A 16505-nucleotide genomic window follows, 5' to 3' on the forward strand; every position below is an offset into this window, starting at 1 on the left:
GGAGAAGCCCCGCGGCGGCATGCACACCGGTGGCGGCGCCCTGTCGATGACCGTCGCCAAGGAATGGCAGCCCGGCAACGACGAGGGCGGCAAGTACAAGGACGAGGACAAGGAGAAGCCCCGCGGCGGCATGCACACCGGTGGCGGCGCCCTGTCGATGACCGTCGCCAAGGAATGGCAGCCCGGCAACGACGAGGGCGGCAAGTCGTCGAAGTCGGACGACGAGGGCTGGAAGAAGGACAAGCCCAGCGGCGGCATGCACACCGGTGGCGGCGCGATGGCCATGACCGGCAGTGGTCTGGCGGCCGGTTCGCTGCTGCTGCTCGGTGGCGTCGGCGTCGGCGCGTACAAGCTGCGTCGCCGCCAGTCGACGGGCGGCGCGATGGCCTGACCCGACCGCACTGCCGGCCGGTCGCACCACTGTCGCGGCCGCCGTCCCTCCGGACGGCGGCCGCGGCGCCTTCGTTTTCCCCCGCGTCCCCGCACCCGCACCCCATCCACGCCACCGCTGTCCCGCGCAGACGAAAGGCTCGTTCCCATGGCCGCCCCGCAGTCGCCCGGTTCACCCTCCTCCCGGACTGCCTCCGAATCCATCACGCTCGGCCGCGCCCTGCTCTGGCCCGCCGCAGCCGCCGGGCTCGGCATGCTCCTCATCTACAACTCCTTCGGCTCCCCGGCCGACGACAAACCACCCGCCCCACCCTCGGCCGCCGCGCCCGCCGCCCCGGCCCCCGCCCCCGCCGCGTCCTCCGCCGCCCCGGAGACGGCGGCCCCGGGACCGTCCCTGCCCCGCTCCGTACCGAAGCGGCTGCGGATCCCGGCCATCGCGGTGGACGCGCCGTTCACCCCCCTGTCGATCGGCACCTCGGGCCGGCTCGACGTCCCTCCCCCGAACGACAAGAACCTGGCCGGCTGGTTCAAGGACGGTGTGACGCCCGGCGAGCGCGGGGCCGCGATCGTGGCGGGCCACGTGGACACGACGACCGGTCCCGCGATCTTCCTGCAACTGCGGTTCCTGCAGCCCGGGTCCTCCGTCGACATCACGCGCACGGACGGCACGGTGGCCACGTTCAAGGTCGACACCGTCGAGACGTTCAGCAAGGCGAAGTTCCCCGACAAGCGGGTGTACGCCGACACCCCGGACGCCCAGTTGCGCCTGATCACGTGCGGCGGCAACTACAACAAGACCGTCAAGGACTACGAGGACAACGTGGTCGTGTTCGCCCACCTCGACTCGTCCAAGAAGGGCTGATGACCGCTGTCGGGAAGGCGGCCGCCGGGCTCAGGTCCCCCGCGCGAAAAACCCCGCGCCGGGCGCCGGGGGTTTTGCTAGCGTCCCCCGCATGAAGCGTGCCGCTATGACGACGACGCCGGAGAGTGTCCCGGCGCGCTGACTGCTGACCAGTCCGAAGCCCCGGGGCGAGTGCCCCGGGGCTTCTGCTTGCGGTGACTCGCCCCTCGTCCACGAGGAGACCGCCATGCACGACCACCGCAAGCTCGGCCGCGAGCTGGAGCTGTTCGACACCGACCCGCTGATCGGCGCGGGGCTGCCGTACTGGCTGCCGGACGGCGCGGCGCTGCGGCACACCCTGGAGGAGTACATCCGCGGCGCCGAGCGGCTGGCGGGCTACCGGCACGTGTACTCGCCGGTGCTCGGCAAGCGGGAGCTGTACGAGATCTCGGGGCACTGGTCGCACTACAGCGACGACATGTTCCCGCCGATGGACCTGGGCGGCGAGCAGGTCGTCCTGCGGCCGAGCCTGTGCCCGCACCACGCGGTGATCTACCGCTCCCGCTCGCACAGCTACCGCGAACTCCCGCTGCGGATGGCCGAGCTGGGCGGCATGTACCGCTCCGAGCTCTCCGGGGTGCTCGGCGGGCTGACCCGGGTGCGGGCCATCCAGCTGAACGACGCGCACATCTTCTGCACCCTGGACCAGGTCGCCGACGAGGCGCGGGCCGCGCTCGACATGATCCGCCGGGCCTACGAAGCACTCGGCATCCGCCCGGCCCGCTTCCGGCTCTCCCTGCCGGGGCCCGGCGGGAAGTACGTCGCCGCGCCGGAGATGTGGCAGCGCTCCACCGCGCTGCTGACCGGGGTCCTGGACGCGTCCGGGCTGCCGTACGAGCGCGCCGGGGGCGAGGCCGCGTTCTACGGTCCGAAGATCGACGTCCAGGTCGCCGATCCGGCGGGCCGCGAGTCGACCCTGTCCACCGTCCAGGTCGACTTCCACCAGCCCGAACAGTTCGATCTGCACTACATCGGCGCGGACGGGGCGAAACACCGGCCGGTCATGGTGCACCGCAGCATCATCGGCAGTGTGGAGAGGGCCGTCGCCCACCTCATCGAGCAGCACGGCGGCGCGTTCCCCGGCTGGCTCTCCCCCACCCAGGTCGTGATCCTCCCGGTCTCGGACGCCGAACTGCCGAACGCCGAGGATCTCGCCCGCCGTTGCGCCGTACTCGGGCTGCGCGCCGAGGTCAGCGGCCGGGAGCGCGGCAGCCTGGGCGCCCGCATCAGGGAGGCCCGCCTCGTCCCGTACCAGGCGGTGCTCGGCGCCGCGGAGGCCGCTGACGACCGCGTCGCGCTGCGCCTGCGCGACGGCCGGCGCCTCGACCCGCAGCCGGCCGGGGAGGCGCTCGCCCGGATCGGCGCACTCGTCGCGGCGCACAGCACCGCGCTGTGGGACGGGGCAGCCCTCAGGGAGTGACCGGCGCGGCCTCCGTACCGGCGCGGCGGCCGGACCCGAGTGCCCCGGCCAGGGTCGAGGCAAGGATCAGCAGGGCGAGGACGACGGTCATCGTGAGCCGGAGTCCGATGTGGTCGGCGAGGAAGCCGAGCGCGGGCGGGCCGACGAGAAAGGCGACGTAGCCCGCGGTGGAGACCGCGCCGACCCGTGCCGCCGCGTCGTGTGGGTGGTCACCCGCCGCGGACACGGTGACCGGGAATCCGAGCGAGGCGCCCAGCCCCCACAGCACCGTGGCGGCGCCCGCCATCACCGGGCTCGGCGCAACGATCACCACCGCCAGGCCCAGCGCGGCGACGACCGCGCTGATCCGGACGACCTGGGCAGGGCCGAAGCGCTTCAGGAGGGGGCCGCCGGCGAAGCGGCCCAACGTCATCGAGGAGGCGAAGACCAGGAAGGTCAGCGAGCCGGCGGTGGCGCTCACCTCGTAGCCGTCCACCATGAGCAGCGGCAGCCAGTCGTTGGCGGCCCCCTCCGCGAAGGCCATGGCCAGCACGATCATCCCGATGAGGACGAGCCGCCGGTCCCGCCACACGGTGAACTGGCCCTGCCACCCGCCCGGTCCGGCGGTGCCGGCCGCCTCCTTGCCCGTGCCGTGCGGGATCGCGCGGACGGCCCGGACCGCGGCGGCTGTTATGAGCACCGCGACGACCGTCAGGTGCCATCCGACGGGGAAGGCGGCCGCGGTCAGCCCCATCCCCAGCAGCGCCCCGACCACGGTGCCGAGGCTGAAGCAGCCGTGCAGCACCGGCAGGACGGGCCGGCCGATGACGCTTTCGATGGCCGCGCCCTCGATGTTGAACGCGACCTCGGCCAGCCCCATCCCGCCCCCGAACAGGGCCAGTCCGCAGAACACCCCGCCCGCCAGGGACAGGCTCGTGCCCGCCGCGACGACCAGCAGCCCGGCGACGATCAGCGACGCGCCGACGCTGATCGCGACCCGGCCCCCGTAACGGCGGACGAGCGGGCCGGAGGCCGTGACGCCGGCCATCGAACCGGTGGACAGCCCGAACAGCACGAGGCCCATCGAGCCGGTGGACACGTCGAGCCCGTCCCGGACGGCCGGGGTGCGGGCCACCCAGGACGCCATTCCGGTGCCGGCGGCGAGCATGAAGAGAAACAGTGCGGTGCGCCAGCGGCGGGTAGCGGCATCCATGTCAGCGGGGGCCTCAGCAGACGGGTCGGAGAAAGGGGAACGATAGGAGCGTACGATCGTACGCCCAGAGTGTACGATCGTACGCATGACGGACCACTTCGCGGGGGACTCCCGTACCAACCACGAGCGGATGCTCGCCGGAGACCTCTACGTCTCCGACGACCCGGACATCGCAAAGGCCCAGCAGCGTGCCGTGCGCCTCGCCGCCCGGTACCTCGCGGCGTACACGGAGGACGCCGACACCGCGCAGCCCGTCGTCGCCGAACTCCTCGGCGGGGTCGGCGCGGGTGCGCATATCCGGCCGCCGCTGTACGTCGACTACGGCACGTACATCACGGTCGGCGAGGACACGTTCATCAACTACAACCTCACCGCCCTGGACGTGGCCCCGATCACCATCGGCCGCGACTGCCAGATCGGGCCGAACGTACAGTTGCTCACCCCGACCCACCCGGTGGACCCGGAGCCGCGCCGGGACAAGCTGGAAGCGGCCAAGCCGATCACGATCGGCGACAATGTCTGGCTCGGCGGCGGAGCGATCGTGCTCGCCGGGGTGACCATCGGGGACAACAGCGTCATCGGCGCCGGAGCCGTCGTGACGAAGGACGTCCCCGCCAACGTGGTCGCCGTGGGCAATCCGGCCCGGGTGATCCGCTCGATCTAGAAAAAAGGAAGCACCGTGGCGACCGGAAGGAACGACCCCGAGCGGCGGGAGCGCATCATCACCGCCGCGCTCGACCTGATCGCGGAGGAGGGGGTCGCCGGGACGTCGCACCGCAAGGTCGCCGCCCGCGCCGGGGTGCCGCTCGGATCGATGACGTATCACTTCGGCGGCATGGACGAGCTGCTGCGGGAGGCGTTCATCCGCTTCTCCGGCAGCATCGTCGCCGTCTTCGAGGAGCGTCTCGGCGCCGCGAACACGCCCGACGAGGCACGGGAGGCGGTGGCCGGTCTCGTCCACCACCTGTCCAGCGGCAACCAGCGCGAACTGGTCCTCACCCACGAGCTGTACACCCTCGCGGCCCGGAAGCCCGCCTACCGCGAACTGACCCGGGAGTGGATGCGCCGGAGCCGCCGGGCACTCGAATGGCACTTCGACCCGGCGACGGCCCGACAGCTCGACGCGCTGATCGAGGGCCTGTCCATCCACCGCGCCCTGGAGACCGAACCGCATGACCGCGCCCTGACCGTCGAGGCGATCGCCCGCATCACGAAGGGCGGAAGCGGGAGCCCCTGACCCGCACCACTAGACCCCTGGCCGGCACCCCACCTGACCAAGGTGCCGGCCAGGTCCGCGGCCCGGATCAGGATCCGGCGGAATCCGCGGGGGCAGCACTGGCGACGGCGGGCCGTCGGCCGGCCAGGCACGCCCACGGCCACCGCTTCCCCTCGCCCAGCATCCGCGCCGTGGACACGAATCCGGCCCGGACCAGCAGCTCGCCGACCCGGTCCGGCGACAGCAGATGGATGTCGTAGGACACTCCGCCGTCGCGCTCGGGGCCCGTGTACGGCTCGTCCTGCCCCGCGTGGAACCCCAGCAGCAGCCGGCCGCCCGGGGCCAGCACCCGGTGGAACTCCGCGAACAGCTCCGGCAGCAGGCCGGGAGGTGTGTGAAGGATCGACCACCAGGCGACAACTCCCCCCAGCTCACCGTCCGGGAGGTCGAGCGCCCCCATCGAGCCCACCTCGAACCGCAGCCCGGGACGGGCCCGGCGGGCGATGTCCACCATCCGGGGCGACAGGTCCACGCCGAACACGGAGAGGCCGAGGCCGTCCAGATACGCCGTCACATGCCCCGGTCCGCAGCCGAGATCGGCAACCGGCAGCCCGCCGTCGGCCCGCACCTCCTCCGCGAACCCGCCGAGCATCGCGCGCCCCCACACATCCTCCGCGAAGGCACCCGTCACCCGTCCGGTGTACTCCTCGGCCACGGTGTCGTAGTAGGCCCGGGTCGCTGTCAGCGGAGGAAGAACAGTCACGGCACACGATCCTATGCCGTGTCCGCGGGCACTGACCGACGCGCAGGACGCCCGCCGCCCCGACGAACATCAACTCCTAAAGTCAACGGCACCCGGAACTGAGCGCAGAACGGGTCAATTGCCGTTCCACTGACGTTAATTGTTGCGCACAGCCGGATCGGGTGAGGCTCCTGACGCACACCTCTTGACGTTTCCCGGGTGACCCCGGAACCATCAACTCCCGTCGGAGAGCGCTCTCAGAGCGCTCTCCGAGAAGCTCGTCGTGTCACCCGTACCACGACTCAGGAGACGTACGTCTATGCATGTTCCCCCCACGGACACCCCCACGACACCCCCCACCGCACCCCGTCGCAGGCGCCGCACCCGGACGTTCGGGTTCGCCGCGTTCGCCGTTTCGCTCCTCATGGCCGTCCCCACCGCGCAGAGCGCCTTCGGCGCGGACGCGCGGGCCATCGAGGGCGGCGGCGACCTCGGCCCGAACGTCATGGTGTTCGACCCGTCGATGCCTGACATCCAGGCCAAGGTCGACGAGGTGTTCAAGCAGCAGGAGTCGGCGCAGTTCGGCACCGGCCGCTACGCGCTGATGTTCAAGCCGGGCACGTACAACAACCTCAACGCGCAGATCGGGTTCTACACCTCGATCGCCGGGCTCGGGCTGAACCCGGACGACACCACGTTCAACGGTGATGTGACCGTCGACGCGGGCTGGTTCGACGGGAACGCCACGCAGAACTTCTGGCGCTCGGCGGAGAACCTGGCGCTCAACCCGGTGAACGGCACCGACCGCTGGGCCGTCTCGCAGGCCGCCCCGTTCCGCCGGATGCACGTCAAGGGCGGACTCAACCTCGCACCGAACGGCTACGGCTGGGCGAGCGGCGGGTACATCGCCGACAGCAAGATCGACGGCCAGGTCGGCCCGTACTCGCAGCAGCAGTGGTACACCCGCGACAGCTCGGTCGGCGGCTGGGGCAACGGCGTCTGGAACATGACGTTCTCCGGCGTCGAGGGCGCCCCCGCCCAGAGCTTCCCGGAGCCCCCGTACACCACACTGGAGAACACCCCGGTCTCCCGCGAGAAGCCGTTCCTGTATCTGGACGGCGACGACTACAAGGTGTTCGTCCCCGAGAAGCGCACCAACGCGCGCGGCGTCTCGTGGGCCAACGGCACGCCGAAGGGCGAGTCGATCCCGCTGGACCAGTTCTACGTGGTGAAGCCCGGCGCGACCGCCGAGACGATCAACGCGGCGGTGGACCAGGGTCTGCACCTCCTGTTCACGCCCGGCGTCTACCACGTCGACCGGACGATCAACATCGACCGCGCCAACACCGTGGCGCTCGGTCTGGGCCTGGCCACGATCATCCCGGACAACGGGGTCACGGCGATCAAGGTCGGTGACGTGGACGGCGTGAAGCTCGCCGGCCTGCTCGTCGACGCCGGTACCGCCAACTCCGACTCGCTGATCGAGGTCGGCCCCGAGGGCGCGTCCGCGAGCCACGCGGACAATCCGACGTCGCTGCAGGACGTGTTCGTCCGGGTCGGGGGCGCGGGAGCCGGCAAGGCCACCACCGGCATGGTGATCAACAGCAACGACACGATCATCGACCACACCTGGCTGTGGCGCGCGGACCACGGCGAGGGCGTCGGCTGGGACACCAACCGTTCCGACTACGGCCTCCAGGTCAACGGCGACAACGTCCTGGCGACCGGACTGTTCGTCGAGCACTTCAACAAGTACGACGTGCGCTGGTCCGGCGAGAACGGCAAGACGATCTTCTTCCAGAACGAGAAGGCGTACGACGCCCCCAACCAGGCCGCCGTCCAGAACGGTGACACCAAGGGGTTCGCGGCCTACAAGGTCGACGACTCGGTGACCACCCACGAGGGCTGGGGCCTTGGCAGCTACTGCTACTTCAACGTGGACCCGACGATCCGCCAGGACCACGGCTTCGAAGCACCGGTGAAGCCCGGAGTGAAGTTCCACGACCTGCTCGTCGTCTCCCTCGGCGGCCAGGGCCAGTACGAACACGTCATCAACAACACCGGATCACCCACGTCGGGAACGGACACCGTCCCGTCCCAGGTGGTGTCCTTCCCGTAGGAAGGCAAGCCGTGCGAAGGGCCGGGCCGCCGACAGGCGGTCCGGCCCTTCGTGTGCGCGGGACCGCGAACTTGGCACGCGCTTTACGCGCCGCCCGCAACCGCTCCGCCCGGCTCCATGTCTCTATAAATGTTGAATCCTTGAAGTAGTGACGCGAGTGGAGCAGGACATGCGGCGGGGCAAGGGCGTTATAGGGATCGCGTTGCTGGTGAGTGCGGTACTGGCGGGCACGAGCGCGTGCGGCGGCAAGTCGTCGGCCTCGGACAGTGCCGGCGACAGCGGGAAGGGCGGAGCGAGTGCCTCCGCGAGTGCCCACCCGTCACCCACGCACCCCACGGGTCCGCCGATGCTGCTGGACTCGATCGCGCCGCTCGACAAGGCGACCGTCGGCGTCGCCATGCCCATCTCCGTGGTCTTCACCAACCCGGTCGCCGCCTCGGCCCACAAGAACATCGAGAAGCACCTCAAGGTCTCCGCCTCGGTGCCCACCGCGGGTGCCTGGCACTGGATGGGCGACAAGCGGGTCGACTGGCGTCCGCAGGAGTACTGGAAGTCCGGCACCAAGGTGCGGCTCGACGCCGATCTGAAGTACGTCTCCAACGGCAGCGGCCGCTACGGCACCCACCCCTACACCCACTCCTTCACCATCGGGGACGACGTCCGGGCCGACGCCTCGGTCACCGCCCACACCATGAAGGTCACCCGTAACGGCGCCCCGGTGCGCACGCTCTCCATCAACGCGGGCAGCGCCGAGTACCCGACGTGGAACGGCACGATGGCGGTGATCGACAAGCAGGAGAAGGTCCACATGACCTCCTGCAGCGTCGGCATCAGCTGCAACAAGGGCGATGCGAACTACTACGACCTGACCCTGCCCTGGGACATCCACCTCACCCAGTCGGGCACCTACGTCCACTTCTCCACCGGTGACACCAACCCGGGCAGCGGCAGCGCTCTCGGCTCGCACGGCTGTGTCCACCTCTCGCTCTCCGACGCGAAGTGGTTCTACGGCCAGGTCAAGCAGGGCGACCCCGTCACGGTCACCGGCTCCCCGCGCGCCAAGGCGTCGGCCGACAACGGCTACGCCTCCTTCAACCTGTCGTGGTCGCAGTGGCTGGCCGGAAGCGCGAGCGGCGAGCGGACCACGGCCGCCCTCTAGGGCGTGTCCGCTGAGCGTTCCGCCCGGACGGCAGGGTCTCGGACCCTGCCGTCCGGGCGGTTCGCTGTCCGTTGTCCGCTGTCCGCGTGGCTCAGGCGTGCAGGGCCAGCGCGCCCTTCGCCGGGACGGCGGCCGTCACGGTGCCATCGTCACCGACTTGCACGGTGTTGCCGTCGCAGGCGTCCGGGGAGGCCTGGGCCACGTTGCAGTAAGTGCCTGCCGGGAGCGAGGTGGTGAACGTCTCCTGGAGGGTGTCGTCGCCGTTGTTGATGGCTACGAAGCCCTTGTCGCCGCGGCCGAAGGCGAGGGCGGAGGAACCGTTGTCCCACCAGTCGGTCAGCTCGGCGCCCTCGGTGGCGTTGTGGAAGCCGACCATGCCGGTGATCGCCGTCTGCGCGTGGGTGCAGGTCCAGCCGTCGCCGCCGCAGGCGGCCGCGCCGCCGTTCGGCGGGCCGGCGTCCTTGTCCGACCACTCGTAGCCGGAGAAGACGTTCGGGGAGCCGTAGGGCGAGGCCAGCATGAAGACATTGGCCAGGGTGTAGGCCGCGCCGTCCTTGTACGTCAGCGTGGAGCCGTTGCGCTCGGTGTCCCAGTTGTCCACGAACGTACGGGCATTCGCGCTCGCCAGCTTGCCGTCCGCGATGCTCTTCAGGCCGGTGACGCCGCCGCCCTGGAACGCGCTCTTGAGGTGGCCGCCGTAGCGGAACTCGTCGACGTCGCCCACGCCCGTGTACTCGTCGGGCTGCACGGCCTCGCCGCCGCCGTAGATGACCTCGGTGACCCAGAAGCCCGGGTCTGCCATCTTGCCCTTGATGGCGGCGATGTCATCGGCCGCCATGTGCTTGGCGGCGTCGATGCGGAAGCCGTCGACACCCATGGTGCGCAGGTCGGAGAGGTAGCCGGCGATCGTCGAACGGACGGCGTCGCTGCCGGTGTCGAGGTCTGCCAGGCCGACCAGCTCGCAGGTCTGGACGTCGTTGCGGTCGCCGTAGTTGCTGATGTCCTTGCGGCAGGCATGGAAGTCCTGGTCCTGGAAGTACCCGGGGTAGTCGTACTTCGAGTACTCCGTGCCGCCGGTCCCGGTGCCGGAACCTGACGACATGTGGTTGATGACGGCGTCCGCGACGACCTTCACCCCGGCCGAGTGGCAGCTCTCCACCATCGACGCGAAGGCGTCGCGGTCACCGAGGCGTCCGGCGATCTTGTAGCTGACCGGCTGGTACGAGGTCCACCACTGGTCGCCCTGGATGTGCTCGGAGGCGGGCGAGACCTCGACGTAGCCGTAGCCGGCCGGACCGAGCGAGTCCGTACAGGCCTGGGCCACCGCGTCGTACTTCCACTCGAACAGGGTGGCGGTGACGGTCTTGTCGCCCGGTGGGGTCGCCTGGGAGGTCCAGGGGGCGAGGGCAGTGATACCGGCGGCTGCGAGCAGTCCGGCCAGGGTCGCGCGAGCGGCGCGGGAACTCATCTGCGGCTCCTTCGGTCGCGGGTACGGGCGGAGCCCGTACCCGGCGTGGGCAGCCACGCGCCTGGCCACCGTGGGGGGAGTTCGGAGCCTGCCGTTCCAGTGATGAACACGTCAAGAGGTCACGCAAGAATTTCCAGCATGTTTCTGAAATTACTTGCAGGGAAGGCGGGTTGAGGAGTCGGGCGGAGTGGGTCTGCCGCGCGGTCGCCCGTGGTCAGTGGTCCCGGCGGTGCGCCGCGAACACCGTCACCGCGCCTGCCGCCACCGCCCAGAGAGCGTAGACCGTCCAGGCCCCGGCGGTCGTCCACGGGAAGAGTTCGTTGGAGCGCTGCATGTCCGTGCTCGTCAGCCGGTCCCACGCGCTGAAGGGCAGGGTGTGCAGGAGCACCGCCGTCGGATGACGGCGTGCGCTCAGGACCACAGGGAGCAGGAGCAGCACCACCACGCAGGCGACGACGGAGCCCCCGGTGTGGCGGATCGCCGTGCCGATCGCGAGGCCGGCGAGCGCGGCCACCGGGGCCAGCAGCGCGGAGGCCACGATGACGCGCAGGGCGTCCGGGTGGTCGAGGGAGACCGAGGCGTTCCGGCCGGCGAGTATCGCCTGGGTCGAGGCGAACGAGGCGGCGGCGACGAGCGCCCCGAAGACGGTGGTCACCGAGGCGAGGACGAGCACCTTGGCGGCCATCACCGGGCGCCGGGCCGGGACGGCGGTGAACGTGGTGCGGATCAGGCCGGTGCCGTACTCGCCGGTGACCGACACGGCGCCGATCGCGGCCAGGGCCAGGACCAGCACCATGGCGGAGTTCGCGGTGAAGGCGTCGACGAGCGGAATGCCGTTGGCGATGAACGAGGTGCGGCTCTGTCCGTCGTACTCGTACCAGTACTTGTAGTGGTCGTACGCCGTACCGGCGTTGAACGCGATGACGGCCAGCGCGGTGATCACGTACAGCCAGGGGGTCGAGCGCAGCGACCACATCTTGAGCCACTCGGCGGCCAGCAGGTCACCGAAGCGGGCGCGGGGCTCCTCATCGGTGACGCGGCCTGCGGGTACGGTCGTCGCCGTGGTCATCGGGGGTCTCCTGCGAGGTATTCGACGCTGTCTGCGGTGAGTTCCATGAACGCCTCCTCCAACGAAGCGCTGAGTGTGGTGAGTTCTTGCAGCTGGACGCGGTGCCGGAAGGCGAGTTCACCGATCCGGGCGGCGGTCAGGCCGGTCACCGTGAGCCGGTCGCCGTCCGGGACCACCGAGGCGCCCTCGGCGGTGAGCAGCGGGGTGAGGGCGGCGGTGTGGGGCGTGCCCACGGTCACGCTCAGCCGGGTGCCCCGGGCTGCGAACGCGGACAGGCTCTGGGCGGCTATGAGTTCGCCGCGGCCGATGACAACGAGCCGGTCGGCGGTGTGCTCCATCTCGGTCATCAGGTGGCTGGAGACGAACACCGTGCGGCCCTCGCCGGCGAGCCGCCGGAAGAGCCCGCGGACCCAGAGCACGCCTTCCGGGTCGAGGCCGTTGAGCGGTTCGTCGAAGAGCAGCACCGGGGGGTCGCCGAGCAATGCGGTGGCTATGCCGAGCCGCTGGCGCATCCCGAGCGAGAAGCCGCCGATGCGACGGCGGCCGGCCCCGGCGAGGCCCACCTCCTGGAGCAGGTGGTCCACCCGGGCGCGCGGAATGCCGTTGCTCCGGGCCAGCATGGCGAGGTGGGCGCGGGCGGTGCGGCCGCCGTGGACGTCGCCCGCGTCGAGGAGGGCGCCGACGTGGCGCAGTCCGCGCGGGTGGTCGCGGAACGGCCGGCCCCGGAGGGCGGCCGTTCCGGCGGTGGGCTCGACCAGGCCCAGGAGCATCCGCAGGGTGGTGGTCTTGCCGGCCCCGTTGGGTCCGAGGAAGCCGGTCACCTCGCCCGGCCGTACGGTGAACGTGAGGTCTTTGACGGCGGTGGCGGCGCCGTATCGCTTGGTCAGTCCGTTGACTTCGATCACGGTCCCAACGGTGCCGCCCGCCGACCCCGTTCGTCATCGGACCGCCGCTGACACCTGCCGGAGCCGGGTGTCGACCGTGGGTGTACAACCGTGGTCCGATGCCGGACCGGGGGGCGGTGGTTACGATCGGCGCATGTCCCACTCACCCTCCGTTCCCCTGCTCAAGCGCGTACCGCCGGGTTGGTGGGTGGGGGTCGCCTGGTACGCGGGCGTGCTGCTCACCTTCCTCGTGCGGGTGCGGCTGCCCGGGGAGTTCGAACCTTCCGTCCGGCCCGGGATGCTGCTCTACCGGTGGGACGGTCTGCTGACCCAGCTGCTCGCCACCGCCCTGGCGGCGGGCGGCTGCGTGGTGATGGAGCGGCGTCCGCTGAGCGGCCTGGCGCTGGTGCTGGGTGCCGCCACGCTCGCCACGTTCTCGCTGAGCGTGGGGGAGATTCCGCTCGCCCAGTTCCTGGCCGCCGATGTGGCGCTGTACTTCATCGCCGCGACCCGATCGCGCCGGACCGGTCTCGTCGCCCTCCTGATGGCACTCGGCGTCCTTGCCGGCTTCCTGACCGTCCGGCTGCTGTCCGGGTGGGGCGTCGGTACGTCGGCGGAGCTGGTCGTCGCCCTGACCGCGGTCGTCGCCTGGCTGGTGGGCGGCTCGGCGTACGAAACCCGCCGGCACGGCGAGAGTCTGGCCGCACGGGCCGCCGAACAGGCGGTCATCGCCGAACGGCTGCGCATCGCCCGCGAGATGCACGACATGGTCGCGCACAGCGTCGGCATCATCGCCCTCCAGGCGGGTGCGGCGGCCCGGGTCGTGCACACCCAGCCGGAGGCCGCCCGCGAGGCGATGAGCGCGGTGGAGACAGCGGGCCGGGAGACGCTGTCGGGGCTGCGCCGGATGCTCGGTGCGCTGCGGCGGGACGGGCCGGTGCCCGAGGGTCCGGAGCGGGAGGCGGCGCCGCTGCACCCCGCGGAGGGGCTGGCGGACGTCGACCGGCTGGCGCGGGCCACCACCGCGGCCGGGGTCCGGGTCGAGGTGCGGTGGCGGGGTGAACGGCGGCCGCTGCCCCCGGACATCGACCTGTCGGCGTTCCGCATCATCCAGGAGTCGGTGACCAACGTGGTCCGGCACGCCGCGACCGGCTCCTGCCGGGTGTCCGTCGAGTACGGCCCCGAGGAGCTCGGCATCGAGGTCGCGGACCGAGGCCGGGGCCCCGGCAAGGCCGCGGACACCGGGTTCGGGCTGATCGGTATGCGCGAGCGCGTCGCCCTGCTGCACGGCGAGTTCACCGCCGCCCCGCGCCCGGAGGGCGGCTTCCGGGTGACGGCCCGGCTGCCGGTGCCCGGGAAGGAAGCGGCATGAGCGACCGGGACGGAACGGCCCCGGCCCCGGTCCGGGTGCTGCTCGCCGACGACCAGCCGCTGGTGCGGGCCGCGCTGCGCATGGTCATCGCCGACATCCCCGACCTGGAGGTGGTGGGCGAGGCCGGGACAGGCGACGAGGCGGTGCGGCTGACCGGGCAACTGGCCCCCGATGTCGTCGTGATGGACATCCGGATGCCGGGGCTGAACGGCATCGAGGCCACCGAGCGGATCGCCGCGGAGACCGGTACCGCGCATGTGCTGGTCCTGACGACATTCGACGACGACGACTACGTCTACGGGGCGCTGCGCGCCGGTGCGGCCGGATTCCTGGTCAAGGACATGGCGCTGGACGACATTCTGGCGGCGGTCCGGGTGGTGGCGGCCGGGGACGCCCTGATCGCCCCGAGCGTCACCCGGCGGCTGATCAAGGAGTTCGCGGGCCGCCCCGCCTCCGCGTCGCCGCGGCGGCCGCTCACCGCGATCACCGAGCGGGAGCGCGAGGTGCTGGTGCTGGTCGGCTGCGGGCTGTCCAACGCGGAGATCGCGGAGCGGCTGTTCATCAGTGTCGCCACCGCGAAGACCTATCTGACCCGGCTGCTCGCGAAGCTCGACGCGCGGGACCGGGTGCAGCTGGTCATCATCGCCTACGAGGCGGGACTGGTGACCCCGGGCGGTCCGAGCCCCGCCGGTGATTGAGATGCGGGGTCCGGGAGGGGGTGCGGAGCCCCGGACGGCTCCAGGACGGAGCCTCCGTTCCCGGCACACCCGTACTGCCCCACTCCCCGGAACTCCCCGCTACAGCCAGCCCTTCTCCCGCGCCATCCGGACCGCCTCCGCCCGATTGCGCGCCGCCATCTTCTGGATCGCCATCGAGAGGTAGTTGCGGACCGTGCCCTGGGACAGGTACAGCACCGCGGCGATCTCCGCATTGGTCGAACCGTCCGCCGCCGTGCGCAGCACCTCGCGCTCCCGGTCGGTCAGCGGGCTGGCCCCGTCGGCGAGTGCGGCGGCCGCGAGGGTCGGGTCGATGACGCGCTCGCCGGTGAGCACCTTGCGTACCGCTTCGGCGAGCTGGGACGCCGGGGCGTCCTTCACCAGGAACGCGTCGGCGCCCGACTCCATCGCACGGCGGAGGTAGCCGGGGCGGCCGAAGGTGGTGACGACGACGACCTTGACGTCCGGGAGTTCTCGGTGCAGCTCGGCCGCCGCGTCGATGCCCGTCATGCCGGGCATCTCGATGTCCAGGAGGGCCACGTCGACCTCGTGTTCCCTGGCCGCGGCCAGCACCTCGTCACCGCGGGCGACCTGCGCGACGACCTCGATGTCGGGTTCCAGGCCGAGGAGCGCCGCCAGGGCTTCGCGCACCATGGACTGGTCCTCGGCGAGGAGGAGTCTGATCATGCTCATTCCCCGGATCCTAGGCCGGATTCGAGCGGCACGTTGAGGGCGATGGTGAAGCCTCTCCCGGAACGGGAGTTGGTGGCCCGGGTGGTCAGCGTCCCGTCGACCGTGGCGAGGCGCTCGGCGATGCCGGTGAGGCCGTTGCCGGGCGTCGTACCGGAGGCGCCGCGGCCGTCGTCGGCGACGGTGAGTTCGAGGACCCGCCCGTCCAGAGTCTGGCGCGGGGCGAGGGTGACCGTGCAGTTCGGGGCGCCGCTGTGGCGTACGACGTTGGTGACGGCTTCCCGCAGCGCCCAGGCGAGCACCTCCTCCTGCTTCTCGGGGAGGTGCTCGGGCGGCTCGGCCGGAATGTCGGCCGTGATTCCGGCGGCGGCCAGCGCGGTGCGGGCACCGGCCAGTTCGCCGGGGAGGGTCGGCCGGCGGTAGCCGGTGACAGCGCTGCGCACGTCCACCAGGGCCTGCCGGCTGACCCGTTCGATGTCGGCGACCTGCGCGGCCGCCTGATCCGGGTGGTCGGGGAGCATCCGCCCGGCCAGTTCGCTCTTGAGGGTGATCAGGGAGAGGGAGTGGCCGAGCAGATCGTGCAGATCCCGGGCCAGTCGCAGCCGTTCCTCGTTGGCAGCGAGCTGGGCGACGGTGGCGCGGGCCTCGCGGAGCTGGATGGTGGTGAGGATCATCTGCCGGATGCCGGTCATCGAGAAACCTCCGAGCAGCGCCGGGAAGACCAGCGCCGTGATGATCTCGCGGGAGTGGTCACCGGCCAGGCCGATGGCGACAAGCACGGCAGCGGCGACGGGGATCAGCCAACGGGCGGTCCGCAGGGGCAGCGCGGCCCCCGCGCAGACCGAGACGTACACGAACAGGACCAGCCACGGGCTGCCGAGCGTCAGGGACAGCGTGACGGCGAGGGCGCTGAGGAAGGCGAGCACGACCCGGACCTGTACCGGGCTGAGCATCTTCGGCGAGGGACGGAAGACGAGGACCAGATAGCAGCCGACGAAGACCACCAGTCCGAGGGCGCCGAGCACGGTCGCCCACGGGGTGTGGTCACCGTCGACGAGGTCCTTGATCGGCGCGCTCATGAAGGCGAGCCAGACGCCGATCCAGAGGCTCTTGATCCCCACCTGTCTGCGATCACCCGGCGGGCGCCCGATGCCCACGGACATCTCG

General features: G+C 71.3%; 15 protein-coding genes and 1 pseudogene. 9 read left to right on the top strand and 7 right to left on the bottom strand.

Going from position 1 to position 16505, the window contains the following annotated elements; translation table 11 throughout:
- The 3 genes and pseudogenes from AB0I52_RS04655 to thrS all read left to right on the top strand — a co-directional run.
- Window positions 1–391, top strand: a pseudogene (locus AB0I52_RS04655) (hypothetical protein); the annotation flags it as partial.
- Between the two features lie 147 nt (window positions 392–538).
- Entirely contained in the window at window positions 539–1252 is a 714-nt protein-coding gene (locus AB0I52_RS04660) for a class F sortase (protein ID WP_363068882.1), read from the top strand.
- Between the two features lie 145 nt (window positions 1253–1397).
- Entirely contained in the window at window positions 1398–2711 is a 1314-nt protein-coding gene (gene thrS / locus AB0I52_RS04665) for a threonine--tRNA ligase (protein WP_363069140.1), read from the top strand.
- Here the strand turns inward: thrS and AB0I52_RS04670 are convergent.
- Complete coding sequence (locus tag AB0I52_RS04670) at window positions 2701–3903, bottom strand: MFS transporter (RefSeq protein WP_363068884.1); 1203 nt, start codon at window positions 3901–3903, stop codon at window positions 2701–2703. The two genes, thrS and AB0I52_RS04670, sit on opposite strands and share 11 nt — an antisense overlap.
- Window positions 3904–3988: 85 nt before the next feature.
- Between AB0I52_RS04670 and AB0I52_RS04675 the strand changes: the two genes are divergently transcribed.
- The gene (locus AB0I52_RS04675; RefSeq protein ID WP_363068886.1) at window positions 3989–4567 is read left to right on the top strand and encodes a sugar O-acetyltransferase; all 579 of its coding nucleotides are present in this window, start codon (window positions 3989–3991) and stop codon (window positions 4565–4567) included.
- Window positions 4568–4582: 15 nt separating this feature from the next.
- Complete coding sequence (locus tag AB0I52_RS04680; protein WP_363068888.1) at window positions 4583–5140, top strand: TetR family transcriptional regulator; 558 nt, start codon at window positions 4583–4585, stop codon at window positions 5138–5140.
- Between the two features lie 67 nt (window positions 5141–5207).
- On the opposite strand, the gene AB0I52_RS04685 is transcribed toward AB0I52_RS04680, so the two are convergent.
- On the bottom strand, window positions 5208–5882 hold the full coding sequence (locus AB0I52_RS04685; protein ID WP_363068890.1) for a methyltransferase domain-containing protein: 675 nt from the start codon (window positions 5880–5882) through the stop codon (window positions 5208–5210).
- Between the two features lie 298 nt (window positions 5883–6180).
- Here AB0I52_RS04685 and AB0I52_RS04690 point away from each other — a divergent pair, with 298 nt between their 5' ends.
- Both AB0I52_RS04690 and AB0I52_RS04695 read left to right on the top strand, forming a co-directional pair.
- On the top strand, window positions 6181–7980 hold the full coding sequence (locus AB0I52_RS04690) for a coagulation factor 5/8 type domain-containing protein (protein ID WP_363068892.1): 1800 nt from the start codon (window positions 6181–6183) through the stop codon (window positions 7978–7980).
- Window positions 7981–8149: 169 nt separating this feature from the next.
- Window positions 8150–9139 carry a L,D-transpeptidase gene (locus tag AB0I52_RS04695; protein ID WP_363069142.1) on the top strand — a complete coding sequence of 330 codons (990 nt, stop codon included), beginning with the start codon at window positions 8150–8152 and terminating at the stop codon, window positions 9137–9139.
- Window positions 9140–9230: 91 nt separating this feature from the next.
- Here the strand turns inward: AB0I52_RS04695 and AB0I52_RS04700 are convergent, their stop codons facing one another.
- The 3 genes from AB0I52_RS04700 to AB0I52_RS04710 all read right to left on the bottom strand — a co-directional run bounded on the left by AB0I52_RS04700 (window position 9231) and on the right by AB0I52_RS04710 (window position 12581).
- A complete protein-coding gene (locus AB0I52_RS04700) occupies window positions 9231–10607 on the bottom strand; it encodes an alpha-amylase family protein (protein ID WP_363068894.1) in 1377 nt (458 codons plus the stop codon).
- Between the two features lie 214 nt (window positions 10608–10821).
- Window positions 10822–11676 carry an ABC transporter permease gene (locus tag AB0I52_RS04705; protein ID WP_363068896.1) on the bottom strand — a complete coding sequence of 285 codons (855 nt, stop codon included), beginning with the start codon at window positions 11674–11676 and terminating at the stop codon, window positions 10822–10824.
- On the bottom strand, window positions 11673–12581 hold the full coding sequence (locus AB0I52_RS04710) for an ATP-binding cassette domain-containing protein (protein WP_363068898.1): 909 nt from the start codon (window positions 12579–12581) through the stop codon (window positions 11673–11675). Before AB0I52_RS04710 ends, AB0I52_RS04705 begins: the two co-directional genes overlap by 4 nt.
- Window positions 12582–12714: 133 nt before the next feature.
- Between AB0I52_RS04710 and AB0I52_RS04715 the strand changes: the two genes are divergently transcribed.
- Together AB0I52_RS04715 and AB0I52_RS04720 are read left to right on the top strand one after the other, a co-directional pair.
- Entirely contained in the window at window positions 12715–13932 is a 1218-nt protein-coding gene (locus AB0I52_RS04715; RefSeq protein ID WP_363068900.1) for a sensor histidine kinase, read from the top strand.
- The gene (locus AB0I52_RS04720) at window positions 13929–14630 is read left to right on the top strand and encodes a response regulator transcription factor (RefSeq protein ID WP_363068902.1); all 702 of its coding nucleotides are present in this window, start codon (window positions 13929–13931) and stop codon (window positions 14628–14630) included. The genes AB0I52_RS04715 and AB0I52_RS04720 overlap by 4 nt, the downstream gene beginning before the upstream one ends.
- A gap of 99 nt (window positions 14631–14729) precedes the next feature.
- On the opposite strand, the gene AB0I52_RS04725 is transcribed toward AB0I52_RS04720, so the two are convergent.
- Together AB0I52_RS04725 and AB0I52_RS04730 are read right to left on the bottom strand one after the other, a co-directional pair.
- On the bottom strand, window positions 14730–15341 hold the full coding sequence (locus AB0I52_RS04725; protein WP_363068904.1) for a response regulator transcription factor: 612 nt from the start codon (window positions 15339–15341) through the stop codon (window positions 14730–14732).
- Window positions 15338–16501: a sensor histidine kinase gene (locus AB0I52_RS04730; RefSeq protein ID WP_363069144.1), complete on the bottom strand. Its 1164-nt coding sequence runs from the start codon at window positions 16499–16501 to the stop codon at window positions 15338–15340. Before AB0I52_RS04730 ends, AB0I52_RS04725 begins: the two co-directional genes overlap by 4 nt.
- Window positions 16502–16505: the final 4 nt, after the last annotated feature.

Source organism: Streptomyces sp. NPDC050423 (assembly GCF_040655445.1).
In the GTDB taxonomy this organism is placed as follows: domain Bacteria; phylum Actinomycetota; class Actinomycetes; order Streptomycetales; family Streptomycetaceae; genus Streptomyces.

Excerpts from the sequence above, each read along its gene's own strand:
- AB0I52_RS04660 (WP_363068882.1), top strand. The coding sequence starts at position 539 with ATGGCCGCCCCGCAGTCGCCCGGTTCACCCTCCTCCCGGACTGCCTCC.
- AB0I52_RS04670 (WP_363068884.1), bottom strand. The coding sequence starts at position 3,903 with ATGGATGCCGCTACCCGCCGCTGGCGCACCGCACTGTTTCTCTTCATG.
- AB0I52_RS04675 (WP_363068886.1), top strand. The coding sequence starts at position 3,989 with ATGACGGACCACTTCGCGGGGGACTCCCGTACCAACCACGAGCGGATG.
- AB0I52_RS04690 (WP_363068892.1), top strand. The coding sequence starts at position 6,181 with ATGCATGTTCCCCCCACGGACACCCCCACGACACCCCCCACCGCACCC.
- AB0I52_RS04695 (WP_363069142.1), top strand. The coding sequence starts at position 8,150 with ATGCGGCGGGGCAAGGGCGTTATAGGGATCGCGTTGCTGGTGAGTGCG.
- AB0I52_RS04700 (WP_363068894.1), bottom strand. The coding sequence starts at position 10,607 with ATGAGTTCCCGCGCCGCTCGCGCGACCCTGGCCGGACTGCTCGCAGCC.
- AB0I52_RS04705 (WP_363068896.1), bottom strand. The coding sequence starts at position 11,676 with ATGACCACGGCGACGACCGTACCCGCAGGCCGCGTCACCGATGAGGAG.
- AB0I52_RS04715 (WP_363068900.1), top strand. The coding sequence starts at position 12,715 with ATGTCCCACTCACCCTCCGTTCCCCTGCTCAAGCGCGTACCGCCGGGT.
- AB0I52_RS04720 (WP_363068902.1), top strand. The coding sequence starts at position 13,929 with ATGAGCGACCGGGACGGAACGGCCCCGGCCCCGGTCCGGGTGCTGCTC.
- AB0I52_RS04725 (WP_363068904.1), bottom strand. The coding sequence starts at position 15,341 with ATGAGCATGATCAGACTCCTCCTCGCCGAGGACCAGTCCATGGTGCGC.
- AB0I52_RS04730 (WP_363069144.1), bottom strand. The coding sequence starts at position 16,501 with ATGTCCGTGGGCATCGGGCGCCCGCCGGGTGATCGCAGACAGGTGGGG.